Raw genomic sequence first — 16197 nt, 5'->3', positions numbered from 1 at the left:
TTAACGCTTAGAGTACTGCGTCGCCCGACGAGCTTTTCGCAAGCCGACTTTTTTGCGCTCCACTTTCCGTGAATCACGAGTCATTAGTCCGGCGGCACGTAAAACAGGGATGTAGTCGGGATTATGTACGGCCAACGCTCGGGCTGTACCGTGACGCATGGCTGCGGCTTGGCTGCTTTCACCGCCGCCACGTACCGTGACGCGCAGGTCAAATTGCGCTTCGCCGTCCACGACGCTTAACGACTGCCGTGCCACAATCTGTGAACGGAGGCGGCAAAAAAACGTTTCTAGCGCCTTGCCATTAACGGTAATATTTCCTTTGCCGGGGGACAAAAAGACGCGAGCACAGGAGGTTTTTCGGCGACCAGTGCCATAATCATAAGGACCAACTTTTCCTTGCATGGTGATTAATTTTCCTGAGGTTGTGGATTTTGTGCAGCGTGTGGATGCGCTTGCCCAGTGTAAATTTTTAATTTGGATAACATTTTACGCCCGAGTGGGCCTTTGGGAAGCATACCACGAACGGCGTTCTTGAGAATACGATCTGGATGGGTTTCGCGCAGGCGATGCAACGGCATCTCGCGCAAACCACCCGGGTAGCCAGTGTGACGATAATACATCTTGTTGTTTTCTTTGTTGCCAGTAACGCGCACTTTTTCGGCGTTCACTACCACCACAAAGTCGCCAACATCCAAGTGCGGAGCATAAACAGGTTTGTGTTTACCACGTAACCGATACGCAATAACGCTGGCCAAGCGCCCTAGTACGGCGCTGCTGGCATCATACAGCAACCATTGCCGCCGTATTTCAATGTCTTTTTCTTTGATTTGTCTAGTAGGAGAATTCATTTTGTTGCGAAATATTGCAGGATTCCCAAATTATAATCTATTATTGGCGCATGGCGAAAATAAATATCCCAGCACTTGGATTGTTAGGACACTGAAATAAGGGCATGTTTTTGAAAGAATCTACAATTTTCACTGCGCAAAAACATTGTTTATCAGGTTGAATTGGGCGATGCGGTTAAAATAACGATATGAATAGGCGACATTTTTTAGCGTGTATGGCGATTTTTCCTTTGCCAGTAAAGGCTGGAACGAAGGTTTTGGATTTGCCTGGCGTAGAAGATTTTATTTTGCACATGCGAGTTGAACACGCATTTGTACCGGCGGAATTACGAGCTTTTTTTGCGTCTTTGGAAGTTAGCGAGCGGGTTATTGAGCTAATGGACGAGCCAGTGGCACCGAATAGAAAAGTGTATTGGCGAGATTACAAAAGTCGGTTACTTAAACCGCGTAAGGTCGTTGCTGGCGCACGTTTTTATCGCCGCCATATTGACGTGTTAAAAAGGGCGGAGGAGTCTTACGGTGTACCAGCACAAATTATTACTGCTATTTTGGGAATTGAAACAAATTACGGCAATTATCTGGGAGATTTCTCAATAGCGCGTTCGCTCGCAACATTGGCTTTTGCCTATCCGCGGCGCGCACGAGAATTTCAAGAAGAGCTGGCATATTTTTTAATTTATGCGAGACAATCCAAATTTGATCCTGCTGTTTTGCGAGGGTCGTACGCCGGTGCTTTTGGGTTGCCGCAATTTTTGCCCAGTAGCGCCAAGCGATTTGCTGTGGATTTTGACGGTGATGGGCGCGCTAATTTGTTTGCTGTCGTCGATGCTGTTGGCAGTATTGGCAATTTTCTCAATATTCATGGTTGGCAAAAAGGCGATCCAATTGCCTATTCGGTGTCTACACGTGGTGACATGAGGCCGTTAATTGAGGCCACACGCAACAATGATTACAAGCCGCTGTTTAGCTGGGAAGAGTTACGGGAAGCCGGATTGTCGGCTTCATCGCAAACACCTGCCGCGGGGAAATATTTGCTGGTAGATTTAGAAAATCGTTATGACACCGAATATCGTATTGGCACACAAAATTTTTATGCGCTGACGCGCTATAACAAAAGTTTCAAATATGCGTCAGCAATTTTTGATATGAGTCAACTCATTCTTGACAACGTGTAGAAATTATTTTGTAGTAAAAAATGTGCACGTACATAAGGTCAAGGGTGCGTTCTCAAAAAATTATTCGGTGAGTGCGTTTTTTTGTAATGTCAAACTATTGGCGGTTAATCGCAAATAAAAACATGACGGACGGCGTGTGTGGCAGGCGGGACCGGTTTGTTCTACTTGTGCCAACAAGGTATCGCCATCACAGTCCACAAATAGTGCTTGCAGTCGTTGTGTGCAGCCAGAAGTTTCGCCTTTGCGCCACAACATTTGCCGGCGGCGCGAAAAATACACCATCTCGCCGTCACGCAGAGTTTGTGTCAGAGCGTCGGCATTCATCCACGCCATCATCAGCACTCGCTTGCTGGTGGCACACTGAGTTACAACGGGTAATAAGCCTTGTTCGTTAAATCGCAATGCCGACAACGTATCAGCCAAGGTGTGGCTGCTGCCAGTATCGGCGTTTTCCAGCAAAAAAAAGAAGTTATCGGTCATGACGGTGTTTGCCTCTCATTATAATAAAATACGCTTTTTTAGCCCGCAATTGCCGAGATGGCGGAATTGGTAGACGCGCTAGGTTCAGGCCCTAGTGAGACGCAAGTCTTGTGGAGGTTCGAGTCCTCTTCTCGGTACCATTGGTGCTATGCTAACTTTTTGAGTGAAAAATGACCGCTTATCTACAACAAAGCCGAACTAATATGATTGAACAGCAAATACGCACTTGGGATGTGCTGGATAACGCTGTGCTGTCGTTGTACGACGATATTCGACGGGCAGATTTTGTTGCCGCCGCCGCTTTAAAAGATTTGGCCTATGCCGACGTTGAATTGCCAATTGGTCATGGTCAGTTTATGTTAGAGCCTAAGTTGGAAGCCCGCATGCTACAAACGTTGGCGTTACACAAACATGAAGAAGTGTTGCACATAGGAACGGGGAGTGGTTTTTTTGCAGCCCTGCTCGGTCGCTTGACGGCGAAAGTGGTGAGTATGGAAATTATTCCAGAATTATCTGCCGCAGCCACTACTCGTTTGCAATCGCATGGTGTCAATAATGTCACCATTCGTACGGCAGATGGTGCGTGCGGGACGTTGTCGGGTGAACTCTACGACGCCATTGTGCTCACTGCTTCTACGCCGGTCATTTCGCCAAATTTTCTGCGCCAACTTAAAAATGGTGGACGGCTGTTGGCGGTGGAAGGAACAGCTCCGGTGATGACGCTCACTTTACTAGAAAAACGCACGTCTGACATTGTATTGCGCAAAAGTATTTTGGAAACCTGCTTACCACCACTACAAAACGCGCCATTACTTCCTACATTCACATTTTGAGTGTCAAGTGGCGTCATTAGTGCTCTGTATAACGTTTTATTATGGTATTGTCGCCGTAGATTTTTCTATGATAAAAATTAGACGTTTGGCGCAATATTGTATTTTTGCGCTGATTATGTTGGTATCTGCACCGCCACCGCTGGCGCAGGAAAGTGCTGACAAATCTGCGAGTCTCACTCGGCTGATGCAATTGGCAATAGAAAACAATGCTATGCTCGCGGCACAGCGGGCGCAGTTGGCTGCTGCTAGCGAAACTGATGATATTGCTAAAGCTGGCTTGTTGCCGCAGTTAAATATGGGTGTAGAGAGACCGGTGCACAGCGATTTTAGTGCCCGCAAAAATCGCACGTTCATGAGCTTATCGCAGCAGCTTTTCAATCTACCACTAAAATTAAATTATGAATCTGCTCTTTGGACAGTGCGCGTGGCTGAATCCATTTATTTAGCACAAGAACAAAATTTGCAGTTGTCGGTTATTGCTGCTTGGCTGGATCTGCAACAGGCCTCGGATTTGGTGAGGCTGACCGAAACGCGATTTACTGTCGCTCGCACACAATTGACGCGTGCTGAGGCGTTTGCCGAAGCCGGTGCTGGCACGCGAGTGGACGTGTTGGAAGCGCAGGCGTTTTTGGCGCGAGTGCGTGCCGATTTGCTGCAATACCAACAAGACGAAGAGCTGGCACAAGACGCATTGCGTGAATTGACAGCACTCCGCGGTCAACGGATGCGATTGACCGGCAAAGAAAGCAATTTTCCATTATTGGCAGCACAGGATGACTGGTTGTTGCGGGTGCAGCAGGGCTCCCATTTAGTGGCAGCAGCGCGAGCGGAATTAGAAGCGGATGTTTTGTTATCACAGTCAGCAAAAACGGCACTTTTCCCTCGCTTGTCAATAAGTGCTCGTACTGAAGCCAGTGGTAGCTTGGACAATCACCGGGAGGAAGTGGTTTTGGCACTAGAACAATCGCTTTATAGTGGTGGTGAGATATGGGCGAAACACCGCCGTCTAAAGCAAAATATTATTGTTGCACGGGAAAATTTGCGGGCGGTGGAAGATAACATTATTCGCCAAAGCAGCCGGTTACATCGACAAGCGACGGCAGCGCGGGCGCAGGCGGAGGCATTCAAATCTGCTGAGGCATCTTCGGCAGCAGCGTTGGAAGCAGAAGAAACGGGATATGCAAACGGTGTGCGTACCGCTGCCGACGTGTTGGATGCAGAAGAAGCGTTATTTGATACGCGGCTACAATTACGGCGGGCGCGTTATGATTATTTGCGCCACATAGCCGGTCTTTTTGCCTTGTCTGGCGAATTAGATGACGATTTTGTTATTCAATTAGAAAATCTCTTTAATATGGAAAGAGAGGAAAATCATTAATGTTTGAATTATGTAAAGTTACCGATTTAGAAGATGATATACCGTTGGAATGTGTGGGACCAGACGATGAACCTATTGTTGTTGTGCGGCACAATGACAATTATTATGCGGTACAAGGATTGTGTCCACATCAGGAAGCGCCGTTGGCGGATGGTGAAGTGGTAAATGGCACTTTGGTTTGTTGTCTACACTTTTGGACATGGCGATTAGCAGATGGTGAGCCGCTAGAAGAAGCCGATATGCCACTCAAAACTTATCCGCTGCAAGTTGCTGATGGCGTTGTGAGCTTGGTTGATTGACTGTGTCTGCTAAACCGCTGCTGCTAATTGTGGATGATGATTCACTTATCCAGGACGCACTGAGTGGTTATTTGAACGAGGATTTTTCCATTATTGGTGCCCACAACGTTGCTGAAGTTAAAAGTGCCTTACAACAGTCACCGCAGCCGCCGGATTGCGCTTTGGTAGATTTAGGACTGCCACCGGTACCGCATCGGCCGGATGAGGGTTTTGCCGCTATTCGTCTGATTCAAGCGGCTTCGCCCGACTGTGCTATTGTTGTGGTATCGGGGCAGGAAGCTCGTCGTCATGCTCAGCGAGCGCGAGCGTTGGGCGCAGGTGATTATGTGGAAAAACCTTGTGAGCCTAACGTTTTGCGTGACAAATTACTATCGTGTAAAAAAATGCTCACACTGGCTCGTCGTAATATGGGTTTGGTCGGCGACTCACCGGCAATCGTGAATTTGCGTCAAAGTATTGCGCAAGCATCGGCGGCGCCTTTTCCGGTACTTATCCGCGGTGAAACTGGCACTGGCAAAGAGTTAGTTGCCCGTGCTCTACACGAAAATAGCCGTGCTGGCAAAGCCTTTTTGCCAATTAATTGCGCCACCATTCCCGATCATCTGGCTGAGCCAACGTTGTTTGGCCATGCCAAGGGGGCTTTTACTGGTGCTGCCATCGCCAGTGCTGGTTTATTGGGCGATGCCGAAGATGGAACTTTGTTTTTGGATGAAATTGCCGACTTATCGCCGTCAACGCAAGGTAAACTGTTGCGTGCCGTAGAAACTGGTGAATACAGCCGCGTTGGCGAAACTCGTCCGCGTCAGTGTGCAGCGCGTATTGTTGCAGCGACCAATCGCATTGGTGGTGATTTTCGTCGCGACTTGTACCATCGGTTAAGTGCTTTTGTATTGTCTACTCCACCACTACGCGAGCTGGCTGAAGACCGTTTTGTGCTACTCGCACACTTCCGTACCCGTATCGCCAAAGACATGCACGCTCTCCCATTTGAGCTGACGCCTGGTGCTGAAGCTATCTGGCGAGCTTACCGTTTTCCTGGCAATACTCGCGAACTACGCAACATCGTTGCCCGATTGCAGATTAAATGTGGTGGTGGAATGGTGGACGAAGACACCGTGACAGCAGAATTTTATCCCGGCGAGGACTTTGATGATGGTGCGCGCGCAGCGGAATTACATCGTTTTGCCAACAGTTTATTGCAAAGCAAAAATTTATCACTGCCAGTATTGCTTGATGAAATTGGTGCTGTTTTTGTTCGCGAAACACTCGTCCGCTGCAACGATGATGAAACACAAGCGGCAGCAATACTTAAAATATCAACAACACAACTTCGTCGCCAATTGCGGCAAGATTTTGGAGGCACTTTATGAATCTGTATTTGCGACATTTTGGGCTGCGCGAGGCGCCTTTTAAAATAACGCCAACAACGGAATTTTTTTACGGCGGTGGGCGGCGCGGTGAAATTTTGCATGCTCTGCAATATGCCATTGAAGTGGGTGAAGGTATTATGATGGTGACCGGCGAAGTTGGTAGTGGTAAAACCATGCTGCTGCGAACGCTGGAAGAAAAATTGCCTGAGCAGGTGGAGCTGGTGTACATCGCTAACCCCAGCCTATCGGGGCGCGAGATTCTTTACAATATCTGTGAGGAATTAGAATTAGAAGTTGACACCAACCGTCCTGACACAGTGCGGCGGCTACAAAATCACTTAATTGAACGCCATGCCGAAGGCAAGCGAGTGGTGGTATTTATTGATGAGGCGCAAGCCATGCCGGACGAATCATTGGAAGAAATTCGACTGTTATCTAACCTTGAAACCAGCCGTCATAAATTACTGCAAATTGCATTGTTTGGTCAGCCCGAATTACTGGATAAATTGTCTCACCAAAATATGCGTCAATTGCGTGAACGTATCACGGTGGCACTTACCTTGAAACCATTTAATCGTGATGATGTTCGCGATTACATTACGACGCGACTTAATGCTGCTGGCTATAACGGTGGCACATTATTTACCAAAGACGGTTGCCAACTTGTCGCTGCTGTTTCGCAAGGGTTATCACGGCGAATTAACGTTTTGTGTGATAAGGCGATGCTTTCGGCATTTGAACGAAGCTCTGAAAAAGTGCAATATATAGATGTCAAACGTGCCGTCAAAGATGCTAAATTTGGTCGCATGCGCTATCGTTCAGAGCAGGCGCGACGATTATCATTGCAACTGACTATTGGTACTTCGCTTGCTGCTTGCGTGGTGCTAGCGGTTGCCATTGGCAGTTATCTTAGAGTGGAACCGCTGGAACAAAATAATGCTGTTTCGTTAACGTCTGCCGTAACCACGACATTGACAATAACGGCGGCAGCTCAAGCCGTTGAAAAACAGGAAGTTATAACCGCGCCAGTGCGAATTATTACCGCCGTAGTGTCGGTTACGGTAGCATCAACTCCGAGTGAGGATCTTATGTCGGTTATCGCCGCCATGCAAGGAAACAAGGAAGTCAATACCGATAATCTGGCAGCGGAAATTGCCGCGGCGGCAGAAAATCACAATGCTCCAGCCGTTTCTACCGAAAAAAAAGCAGGATGGGAGAGTGCAGATTTGCGTGGCGCCGGTTTGGAAGATAACGAAAAATGGGGTTGGATGCCAGCTAATAGCTACTTGCGCCTGCGGTTGAACGCCACGCAAACGTGGCTTAGTGACAATGTTGACTTCCGTTTTTATACGGCACGACTGATTACCGTAGACCAAAAACGCAGCGTGTTTTTGGAGCGTTTCTTGCGACATTTTTCCGATTTTTATCCACTGCGCAATGTGATGGTGTATCCGGTGCAATTGAGCAGCGGTAATCGTTTTGTCATTACTTATGGTGTGTACCCGTCGCAGCAAGATGCCGAAGTTTTTGTTAATAATTTGCCGCGTTATTTTGTTGGTGGACGTCCGTTTGCACAAAAAACTGCCGTTTCATGGGAAGAGTCTAAATCGCTGTGGTAGGCATCGTTGCTAATGGTGCTCACTGGTTAGCAGCCGCTCGCCGGGTATTTGATATTGAAGGCGAAGCGCTGGCAGTGGTGCGCGCTGGATTAGGAAAACCTTTTGTCCACGCCGTTGAATTGTTACATCATTGTAGCGGTAAAGTCGTGTGTACCGGCGTCGGTAAGTCGGGACACATTGCCCGCAAAGCGGCGGCAACGCTAGCATCCACAGGGACGCCGGCATTTTTTATGCATCCCACCGAAGCTGGACACGGTGATGTTGGCATGGTAGCCGCTGGTGACGTGTTACTGGCTCTGTCGCACTCTGGAGAAAGTAAAGAAGTGCTGGAATTATTACCCGCGTTGCGACGGTTAGAAGTACAACTTGTCGTTATTGTAGGTAATGCCGAATCGGCATTGGCGCGTGCCGCGGATGTTGCGCTTGAAGTGTGTGTAACACGTGAGGCGTGTCCACTCAATCTGGCGCCGACCGCTAGTGCTACGGCGGCATTGGCACTTACGGATGCATTGGCGCTGACACTGTTGGAAGCGCGTGGTTTTTCCGCTGATGATTTTGCACGCTCACATCCATCAGGGGTACTAGGGCGACGGCTGCTTATGCGCGCCGGAGATGTTATGCGCCATGGTGATGACTTGCCAGTGGTGCAAGAAACTGCCCCCTTTACCGCTGCTTTGGTAGAAATGACAAAAAAACGCATGGGTATGGTGCTAGCGATATCGCCAGCGGATGACTTGCGCGGCATTTTTACCGATGGTGATTTGCGTCGTGCTGTGGAAGCAAAAAAAGATTTTTCTAATTCCGTTATCGCTGACCTAATGACGGTACAACCGCAAAACATTCCCGCCACTATGCTGGCGGTAGATGCATTACAATTAATGCGCGCGCACAAATTAAATCATCTGGCGGTGACGGAAGGTAAACGACTGGTAGGTGCACTTTCATTTCACGATTTACTACGGCACAAATTATTATGAATGTTGAACAGCGAGCGGCTCGTGTGCGTGCTTTGTTTTTGGATGTGGACGGTACGCTGACTGATGGTCGCATCTACCTATTTCCTAGCGGCGTGGTGCGCGCTTTTCATACGCTGGATGGCTATGGTTTGCGCCTGCTTATCAAACGGCAGATATTGGTTGCCATTATTACTGCTGCCGCCGGTGACGGTATTGGTGAACGAGCAAAGCAGCTGGGTATTGACGAAGTACATGTCGGAGTCGAAGACAAGTTGGCGGTAATGCAGACGATTTTGGTAAAGCATAGCGTGTCGGTTGAACAGGCGGCTTTTATGGGGGATGATTTACCAGATTTGACGGCCATGCAACACGCTGGCTTTGCTATCGCGCCAAAAACCGCGGTGGCAGCAGTTCTTGACACAGCGCATTATGTACCATCCCTACCTGCTGGTGCTGGTGCCGTGCGGGAATTATGCGATTTGATTATCGCAGCGCAAGAGGTGACTTGATGAAAACGTTGTGGCGGCTAGTGTTTATGTATTTTCCGGTGGCATTTTTGGCGGTGCTAGCGTTACTGTCATTTTGGCTTAGTCCGTCAGCAGAAGACGGAAAACGACCTGTTTTTACTGCGGCACTAGAACAAGCCCATTATCTTCGATTAGATGGCAATAGCGCTTTGCAAATGCGTGCCATGCGCATGGAACAAACCTCCGTCGGACACGTTAAACTGCATCAACCACAATTGAAACAAATGACGAATGACAGTCAACTTGTATTGCACGGCGATTCAGGGCATGCACTGCATGGTGACAGCAGATTAAGCGTGTTTTTTGACCAAGTTAGCGGCATAATTGAGCAACCGTCCGGCAACATTACTTTGCATGCTGATGTTGTTTCATATGATGCTGATAGTGGCGTTTTGGCGGGGAAACAGCCAATTTTTCAAGGGCAACTAGGACAGTTAAGCGGTGACTCCTTCCAATGGGATGTTGCTGATGGAGTAAAAATTCAAGGTCGTGTGGAAAGTATTTATTATCGTTAGCCTGTTTATGATTACCGGTGGTGTAATGGCGGCGGATGCCGTTAATGTCACTGGCAATCAAGCCATTTATAGTGCTGATGGCAAACAGGCTGAGTTTTCTGGTAACGTAGTGGTGAGTGCTGGCGGAGTTACGGTGTACGCCGATAAATTAGCGATAACAGTCGGTGAGAGTGGAAATCATTATGTTGCTGAGGGTGCGCCAGTGCGTGTTGGCTGCGCTGACTGTGGGCAAGTGTTACTATCAATTATGGTACGGCGTCTGCAACTAGATGATGGCGCCAATGTATTGTCCGCTTCCGGCGGTATTACCATTTGCGCTGGCGAAAACTGTGTACAAGGTAACTTAGTTGCCGATAGCGGTAATTGGAGCCGTGGTGAGCAGCGGGCGCAATTTATGGGCGCTCCGGTACGCGGAAAATGGTTGCAAGATGATGAAAAAATACCGACAACTATTCGTGCCCGACAGGTGGATTATGATATTGTCGGCGGTGATATTGCTATGCGTGGTGGTGCGTTATTGGCACGTGATGGCAACGACATTAGAAGCGAATTTATTCACTTCAATATAAAAAATGGCGAGTTACGGGCGGACGGTGGTGATGGACGAGTGCGGGCTACATTTGGCGGCGATGAATAACGGAGACAGCCTCAATGTCAGCGGGCTAATTAAACGCTACGATGGGCGAGCTGTGCTCAACGAAGTATCTATCCGTGTTCGTCGCGGTGAAATTGTCGGTTTGTTAGGCCCCAATGGTGCCGGAAAAACCACTTGTTTTTACGCTATTGCCGGTCTTATTCGTCCTGACCGCGGTGCCATTATGATGAACGACCAAGACATCACTTGCTTGCCTATGCACAAACGGGCACGACTGGGATTGTCCTATCTGCCACAGGAAGGTTCTATTTTTCAAGGACTTAATGTACTGGATAACGTGTTAGCAATTGTGGAAATTAACGGTGTGTGCGGTCAGTCAGCACGCAAAAAAGCTTTGCAATTGCTGGAAAAAATGGGCGTGGCGCACTTAGCCGATGCCAGCGCACAAACGCTGTCTGGTGGCGAGCGGCGACGAGTGGAAATTGCTCGGTTGCTGGCGGTGGAGCCGGCTTTTGTGCTTATGGATGAACCTTTTGCCGCTATCGCTCCCATTGCTGTGCGGGAATTGCAGGATATTATTCGCAGTCTAAGTCGGCAAAATATCGGTATTGTTGTTACCGATCACAATGTGCGGGAAATGCTCAAATTATGCGACCGCGCTTATATTTTGGAAGATGGTAAGGTACTGGTGGAGGGAAGCCCCGTGGATGTGGCGGCGAGTGAGGCGGCACAGCGCGCCTATCTAGGTTACGATTTCGTGCCATGAAAACTATCACTGGCATTGCTGGAGGGTATTCGGCAAATCTCATTTATGCCAGTCGCATTTTGCGTTTTGGCGGTCGATCGTTGGCACTTTTTTTGTTAGACAAAGCGAGTATTAATCCATGTTTGCAGTATTTTTCGTCACCGGAGATTTGTCCGCAACCGTTTGAAACGGAAAGTGTACGTGATAGATTGCGAACCGCTTTGACGGACAGCGATACGCCGGCGTTCTTGCGCCCGTTAGTTGCATTTTTGATCGAGCAAGTTGGCGATAACGGTTTGCTTGATTGGGATAGCGAAACGGAATCGTTGTTGGCAAAAAACGACCAAGCACAACTGGGTGAGGCGCTTTGTTATCTGCAATCTTTGGGGCCACCGGGCGTCGGCGCGCGTACGCAAAATGAGTGTCTGCGATTGCAATTGGATGTTTGCGAACAAACGCCAGCAACGGCGTCAGCACGCAATATTATTGACAATTACTTGCATTGGTTTTTGCGCAAGCGCCAAGACAAACTGCCGCGACGACGGTTGGCAGAAGCGTTGGCAGTGTTGAGCTCACTTACTTTGAATCCCGGTGGTGCACTGTTGGATAGTGATACGGTACCGTTATTGTCGGATGTGGATTTTTTTCAAGAACGTGGGCTTTGGAAAGCGCGTATGGGTGCGGGCGATTGTTTTCCGCGTACTATGGCTGGTGGTGATGCGAGAGAATATGCACAAGCGCGGCAGATTGTGAGCGCAGTATCTGCTCGCCGCAAGCAATTATTGCGATTGAGTCAGTTAGTCGTCAACCAGCAAAGCGCATTTTTGTCTGGTGCCGATGAGGCTCCGCGTCCTTTTCCCATGCAGGAAGCCGCTGCAGCTCTTGGCGTATCTTCGGGAATGGTATCGCACATTGTTGCCGATAAGGTTTTTTGCGCGCCTTGTGGCGTTTATGCATTAAAATTGCTTTTTGCTAGAAAAACACCAAGCGGTCAAGCTATCGTAGCAGTGCGGCAAGAAATAAAAAATATAGTGTCTTGTGAAAATCTCGCTCGCCCCCACACTGATGAAAAATTGCGTATTTTGTTGCGTGCTCGTGGTATGTCATTATCGCGCCGCACCGTGAGTAAATATCGTGCCGGTGCTGGTATTTTGCGCCCATCTCTTCGCAAACAGCTACTGGGCGCCAATATTAATATTAAAAACCAAGGAGAACGTTATGCAAATTGATATTACTGGACATCATGTGGAAATTACTGACGCATTGCGGCAGCATACGATTAAGCTTCTGGAGCGCCTCAATAGTCATCGGGAAACATCACTACAAAACATCCGTGTGGTATTGCAGGTGTCAAAAAATGTAAATGGCTGCGGCATAATGACACGCTACAATCAGGAAGAATTTGTTGTCAATTGTCAGGAGAGCGATATGTATGCCGCTATTGACCGTGCTGTAGAAAAAATGGAACGGCAGCTACAAAACGCCAAGGGGCGTAAGTTGGCCCGCCGTAGTCAGTAATCGCAGATGACTGAAATTACCGAAATTGGTATTGCTCGGCGGTTGCCGCCGGCGCATATTTTGCTGGGTATTGACTGGCAGAGTAAAAAGCGCGTGTTTGAACAAATCAGCATTGTTTTTGAAAATACGAGCGGTATTGCCCGAGAACAATTTTTTTCGGTGCTTTTTGAGCGCGAGCGTTTAGGTTCTACTTTTATCGGTGAGGGTGGGGCTATTCCGCACGGACGATTGGGGAATTTGAAAGAGCCTTTGTGTGCGCTGGTTATGCTCAAACATCCGATTCAATATGGTGTCAGTGATGATGGCGGTGGTGCTGTGCAAGTGCTATTTTTCTTAATTGCTCCCCAAGAAGCAAATGATATCCATTTATGTATTCTCGGTGTTTTTGCCGAAATGCTGTCTGACCAGCAGTTGATTAATAATCTGTGGCAATGTGCCGAACCGGAAAAAGTCCAAAAAATTATTGCCAATTGGGAAAAAGAAAAAGGCTTGTCAGACGGTGATAAGGAATAACAATTGTGACTGACGAGAGCAACGCGACCAATTTTGGTGCGCTAGAAAAACATTTTGATGCTTCCACGGTGGAAGAAAAATGGTGTCAGCGATGGGAGGAAGGCAATCTGTTCGATTCTTCTCCACAAGACGGACGAGATAATTATTGTATTATGTTGCCGCCGCCTAATGTAACTGGTACTTTGCACATGGGGCACGCTTTTCAGCATACATTGATGGACGCGCTGACGCGGCGAGAGCGCATGCGCGGGCGCAATGTTTTGTGGCAAGCGGGGACTGACCATGCCGGCATTGCTACGCAAATTGTAGTTACTCGCGAATTGGCTACTAAAGGTATTGACGCTGCCACGTTAACGCGAGAAGAGTTTCTATGTAACGCTTGGGCATGGAAAGAACAATCCGGCAATACTATCAGCGAGCAAATGCGCCGGTTGGGTGCTTCATGTGATTGGACGCGCAGTCGTTTTACTATGGACGACAAATTATCAGCGACGGTGACTGAAGTTTTTGTACGCCTGTACGAAGCAGGATTAATTTATCGTGGTAAGCGGTTGGTCAATTGGGATCCAGTGCTTCTTACTGCTGTTTCTGATTTAGAAGTCACGAATAGTGAAGAGGAGGGCGTCATGTACTATGTGCGCTATCCTTTTGTTGGCGACGAAAAAAACGGCATTGTTATAGGTACTACCCGCCCAGAAACAATTTTGGTTGATGGTGCCATTGCCGTTCACCCTGATGATAAGCGTTATGCTCCATTATTGGGTCAGCAGGTGCATGTGCCGCTTACCGATCCGCCACGGCAAATTGAGATTATTGCTGATACTTACGTAGAACCGGAGTTTGGTTCCGGTTGTGTCAAAATCACCGCTGCCCACGACTTTAACGATTACGAAGTATATAAACGGCACGCGGATAAAAATATTCCTGTTGTCGTGCTTTTTACGCCGGACGCTAAAATGAACGACAATGCGCCAGCAGATTATCGCGGCATGGACCGTTTTGCCGCTCGCGAAAAAATTGTGGAAGATTTGAAAAAAGCGGGGCTGCTTATCAAAAGCGAGGCACACCAATATAAATTGCCGCGTGGCGATCGTTCGGGCGTGGTGTTGGAGCCGATGCTTACCGACCAGTGGTTTATGCGTATGGACGAGATGGCGGGCAAAGCATTAAAACTGGCGGATGACGGAAAGGTGCGTTTTGTGCCGGCGAATTGGCGCAAAACATATGATCAGTGGTTGAATAATATTCAAGATTGGTGTCTTTCTCGGCAGCTATTGTGGGGACACCGTATCCCTGCTTGGTACGATGAAGACGGCAATATTATCGTAGCCTGTAATGAGGCGGACGCTGTGGTTAAGGCCGGTGGTAAAACCTTGCGTCGCGATGATGATGTATTGGATACGTGGTTTTCATCGGCGTTGTGGCCTTTTTCTACCTTGGGTTGGCCGGATACTGATAACCCGCATTTTCAGCATTATTTTCCTACGTCGGTTTTGGTTACTGGTTTTGACATTCTCTTTTTCTGGGTGGCGCGTATGGTGATGATGAGTGAACATTTTACCGGTCAAACACCGTTTAGAGACGTGTACATTACTGGTCTCGTGCGTGATGCGGAAGGCCAAAAAATGAGCAAGTCCAAGGGTAATGTGTTGGATCCTATGGATTTAATAGATGGTATTGATTTGGCGGCATTAGTGCAAAAACGTACGTCTGGGTTGATGAATCCCGCTAAGGCGGATGCTATTAAAGCGACAACAGAAAAATATTTTGCGAACGGTATCCCAGCCTATGGTGTGGACGCGTTACGTTTTACTTTTGCTTCGTTGGCATCGTACGGGCGCGATATTAAATTTGATTTGGAGCGTTGTGCCGGTTATCGTAATTTTTGTAATAAATTATGGAATGCGGCGCGTTTTGTGTTGGGCGTGTGCGATAAGGAAAGTGAAAAAGGGAAGATGGCGCCGCCGTCAATTGCTGACCGTTGGCTTATCAGTCGCTTACAGCACACGGAGGAAGCCGTTTCCGAAGCCTTTGGTATTTATCGTTTTGATTTGGCGGCACAGGCGGCATATCAGTTTGTGTGGAATGAATATTGCGATTGGTATGTGGAAATTGCCAAAATTCAATTACGCAGCGACGCTGCTGTTGCTCGTCGTACCCGTCATACGTTAGTGCGAGTATTAGAGTCGGCACTGCGGTTGTTGCATCCGTTGATGCCTTTTGTTACTGATGAGTTATGGGAAAAAATTGCCCCATTGGCTGGTGTGCCGGCGGCGGCTAGTGTGATGTTAACAGCGTGGCCAGAAGCGGAAGATACATACAAAGATACCGAGGCGGAAGTAGTTATCAACCGGCTGATAGCATTGGTGGACGGTTGTCGTCGGTTGCGTGGTGAGGTGGGAATCCCACCGGCAGCGCGACCTGTGTTGCTAGTGTGCGGTGATAGTACGGCGCTGGTGCCGTTGCGTGAGTGTATTGAAAAACTAGCGCGCTTTGAGTCCATCAACATGACAGAAGTATTACCCGATTATTTGCCGCGTACCGATATTGAAGGGTTTAGTATTGCTATTGAGTGGGAAGCTGATAACAGCGTATCGCGCGAACTGTTGACGCAAAAACTGGAAAAATTGGAAAAAGAATTACAAGCCGTGCAAGTATCACTGACGAACGCGCAATTTATTCAACGCGCACCCGCCGCAGTGGTGGATAAAAAGCGATCTCGCTGTGTTGCCTTACAAAAAGAAAGAGATGATATTTTTCGGCAGTTGGTAGGCTAGCATACTTTGCTTTTGAGTCGTGTGTGAGTGAAACTAGCGGGCAGATTAT

General features: G+C 48.2%; 18 protein-coding genes and 1 tRNA gene. 16 read left to right on the top strand and 3 right to left on the bottom strand.

Translation table 11 applies throughout. The features are described from left to right. Positions 1-402 carry a 30S ribosomal protein S9 gene (gene rpsI, locus NQX30_03720; GenBank protein ID MDM5147478.1) on the bottom strand — a complete coding sequence of 134 codons (402 nt, stop codon included), beginning with the start codon at positions 400-402 and terminating at the stop codon, positions 1-3. 5 nt (positions 403-407) lie between these two features. Continuing rightward, positions 408-848, bottom strand: a complete 441-nt coding sequence (gene rplM / locus NQX30_03715; protein MDM5147477.1) for a 50S ribosomal protein L13 — start codon at positions 846-848, stop codon at positions 408-410. A gap of 215 nt (positions 849-1063) precedes the next feature. Here rplM and mltB point away from each other — a divergent pair, with 215 nt between their 5' ends. Further along, entirely contained in the window at positions 1064-2023 is a 960-nt protein-coding gene (gene mltB, locus NQX30_03710) for a lytic murein transglycosylase B (protein ID MDM5147476.1), read from the top strand. A 60-nt stretch (positions 2024-2083) separates the two neighbouring features. On the opposite strand, the gene hisI is transcribed toward mltB, so the two are convergent. Continuing rightward, positions 2084-2503 (bottom strand): phosphoribosyl-AMP cyclohydrolase, encoded by a 420-nt coding sequence (gene hisI / locus NQX30_03705; protein ID MDM5147475.1) that lies wholly within the window; start codon positions 2501-2503, stop codon positions 2084-2086. A 51-nt stretch (positions 2504-2554) separates the two neighbouring features. On the opposite strand from hisI, the gene NQX30_03700 reads away from it, so the two are divergent. From NQX30_03700 to NQX30_03630, 15 genes are all read left to right on the top strand, one after another. After that, a tRNA-Leu gene (locus NQX30_03700) sits at positions 2555-2643 on the top strand. 63 nt (positions 2644-2706) lie between these two features. Further along, positions 2707-3336: a protein-L-isoaspartate O-methyltransferase gene (locus NQX30_03695; protein ID MDM5147474.1), complete on the top strand. Its 630-nt coding sequence runs from the start codon at positions 2707-2709 to the stop codon at positions 3334-3336. A gap of 67 nt (positions 3337-3403) precedes the next feature. Further along, positions 3404-4714, top strand: a complete 1311-nt coding sequence (locus NQX30_03690) for a TolC family protein (GenBank protein MDM5147473.1) — start codon at positions 3404-3406, stop codon at positions 4712-4714. Then, complete coding sequence (locus tag NQX30_03685; GenBank protein ID MDM5147472.1) at positions 4714-5013, top strand: Rieske 2Fe-2S domain-containing protein; 300 nt, start codon at positions 4714-4716, stop codon at positions 5011-5013. The genes NQX30_03690 and NQX30_03685 overlap by 1 nt, the downstream gene beginning before the upstream one ends. 2 nt (positions 5014-5015) lie before the next feature. Then, the gene (locus NQX30_03680) at positions 5016-6383 is read left to right on the top strand and encodes a sigma-54 dependent transcriptional regulator (protein MDM5147471.1); all 1368 of its coding nucleotides are present in this window, start codon (positions 5016-5018) and stop codon (positions 6381-6383) included. Further along, positions 6380-8002, top strand: a complete 1623-nt coding sequence (locus tag NQX30_03675; protein MDM5147470.1) for an AAA family ATPase — start codon at positions 6380-6382, stop codon at positions 8000-8002. The genes NQX30_03680 and NQX30_03675 overlap by 4 nt, the downstream gene beginning before the upstream one ends. Before the next feature lie 2 nt (positions 8003-8004). Continuing rightward, the gene (locus NQX30_03670) at positions 8005-8979 is read left to right on the top strand and encodes a KpsF/GutQ family sugar-phosphate isomerase (GenBank protein ID MDM5147469.1); all 975 of its coding nucleotides are present in this window, start codon (positions 8005-8007) and stop codon (positions 8977-8979) included. Continuing rightward, positions 8976-9467, top strand: a complete 492-nt coding sequence (locus NQX30_03665; GenBank protein ID MDM5147468.1) for a phenylphosphate carboxylase subunit delta — start codon at positions 8976-8978, stop codon at positions 9465-9467. Before NQX30_03670 ends, NQX30_03665 begins: the two co-directional genes overlap by 4 nt. Then, on the top strand, positions 9467-10000 hold the full coding sequence (locus NQX30_03660) for a hypothetical protein (protein ID MDM5147467.1): 534 nt from the start codon (positions 9467-9469) through the stop codon (positions 9998-10000). The genes NQX30_03665 and NQX30_03660 overlap by 1 nt, the downstream gene beginning before the upstream one ends. Further along, positions 9975-10637, top strand: coding sequence for a hypothetical protein (locus NQX30_03655; GenBank protein ID MDM5147466.1), 663 nt, complete (start codon positions 9975-9977; stop codon positions 10635-10637). The genes NQX30_03660 and NQX30_03655 overlap by 26 nt, the downstream gene beginning before the upstream one ends. Next, entirely contained in the window at positions 10630-11361 is a 732-nt protein-coding gene (lptB, locus tag NQX30_03650) for an LPS export ABC transporter ATP-binding protein (GenBank protein ID MDM5147465.1), read from the top strand. The genes NQX30_03655 and lptB overlap by 8 nt, the downstream gene beginning before the upstream one ends. Next, positions 11358-12569, top strand: a complete 1212-nt coding sequence (locus NQX30_03645; protein MDM5147464.1) for a hypothetical protein — start codon at positions 11358-11360, stop codon at positions 12567-12569. The genes lptB and NQX30_03645 overlap by 4 nt, the downstream gene beginning before the upstream one ends. Beyond that, complete coding sequence (gene raiA, locus NQX30_03640) at positions 12559-12858, top strand: ribosome-associated translation inhibitor RaiA (protein ID MDM5147463.1); 300 nt, start codon at positions 12559-12561, stop codon at positions 12856-12858. The genes NQX30_03645 and raiA overlap by 11 nt, the downstream gene beginning before the upstream one ends. A gap of 6 nt (positions 12859-12864) precedes the next feature. After that, complete coding sequence (locus tag NQX30_03635; protein ID MDM5147462.1) at positions 12865-13371, top strand: PTS sugar transporter subunit IIA; 507 nt, start codon at positions 12865-12867, stop codon at positions 13369-13371. A gap of 5 nt (positions 13372-13376) precedes the next feature. Beyond that, positions 13377-16148, top strand: coding sequence for a valine--tRNA ligase (locus NQX30_03630; GenBank protein ID MDM5147461.1), 2772 nt, complete (start codon positions 13377-13379; stop codon positions 16146-16148). Positions 16149-16197: the final 49 nt, after the last annotated feature.

It is taken from the genome of Candidatus Persebacteraceae bacterium Df01 (assembly GCA_030386295.1).
GTDB classification, from domain to species: Bacteria; Pseudomonadota; Gammaproteobacteria; order Tethybacterales; family Persebacteraceae; genus Doriopsillibacter; species Doriopsillibacter californiensis.
Note: the sequence above shows the minus strand (reverse complement) of the source record. Positions and strands in the feature narration are given on the sequence as shown.

Coding starts and splice junctions, on each gene's coding strand:
- rplM (MDM5147477.1), bottom strand. CDS start 848: ATGAATTCTCCTACTAGACAAATCAAAGAAAAAGACATTGAAATACGG.
- NQX30_03675 (MDM5147470.1), top strand. CDS start 6,380: ATGAATCTGTATTTGCGACATTTTGGGCTGCGCGAGGCGCCTTTTAAA.
- NQX30_03695 (MDM5147474.1), top strand. CDS start 2,707: ATGATTGAACAGCAAATACGCACTTGGGATGTGCTGGATAACGCTGTG.
- NQX30_03690 (MDM5147473.1), top strand. CDS start 3,404: ATGATAAAAATTAGACGTTTGGCGCAATATTGTATTTTTGCGCTGATT.
- NQX30_03685 (MDM5147472.1), top strand. CDS start 4,714: ATGTTTGAATTATGTAAAGTTACCGATTTAGAAGATGATATACCGTTG.
- lptB (MDM5147465.1), top strand. CDS start 10,630: ATGAATAACGGAGACAGCCTCAATGTCAGCGGGCTAATTAAACGCTAC.
- NQX30_03660 (MDM5147467.1), top strand. CDS start 9,467: ATGAAAACGTTGTGGCGGCTAGTGTTTATGTATTTTCCGGTGGCATTT.
- raiA (MDM5147463.1), top strand. CDS start 12,559: ATGCAAATTGATATTACTGGACATCATGTGGAAATTACTGACGCATTG.
- NQX30_03645 (MDM5147464.1), top strand. CDS start 11,358: ATGAAAACTATCACTGGCATTGCTGGAGGGTATTCGGCAAATCTCATT.
- NQX30_03635 (MDM5147462.1), top strand. CDS start 12,865: ATGACTGAAATTACCGAAATTGGTATTGCTCGGCGGTTGCCGCCGGCG.
- rpsI (MDM5147478.1), bottom strand. CDS start 402: ATGCAAGGAAAAGTTGGTCCTTATGATTATGGCACTGGTCGCCGAAAA.
- mltB (MDM5147476.1), top strand. CDS start 1,064: ATGGCGATTTTTCCTTTGCCAGTAAAGGCTGGAACGAAGGTTTTGGAT.
- hisI (MDM5147475.1), bottom strand. CDS start 2,503: ATGACCGATAACTTCTTTTTTTTGCTGGAAAACGCCGATACTGGCAGC.
- NQX30_03665 (MDM5147468.1), top strand. CDS start 8,976: ATGAATGTTGAACAGCGAGCGGCTCGTGTGCGTGCTTTGTTTTTGGAT.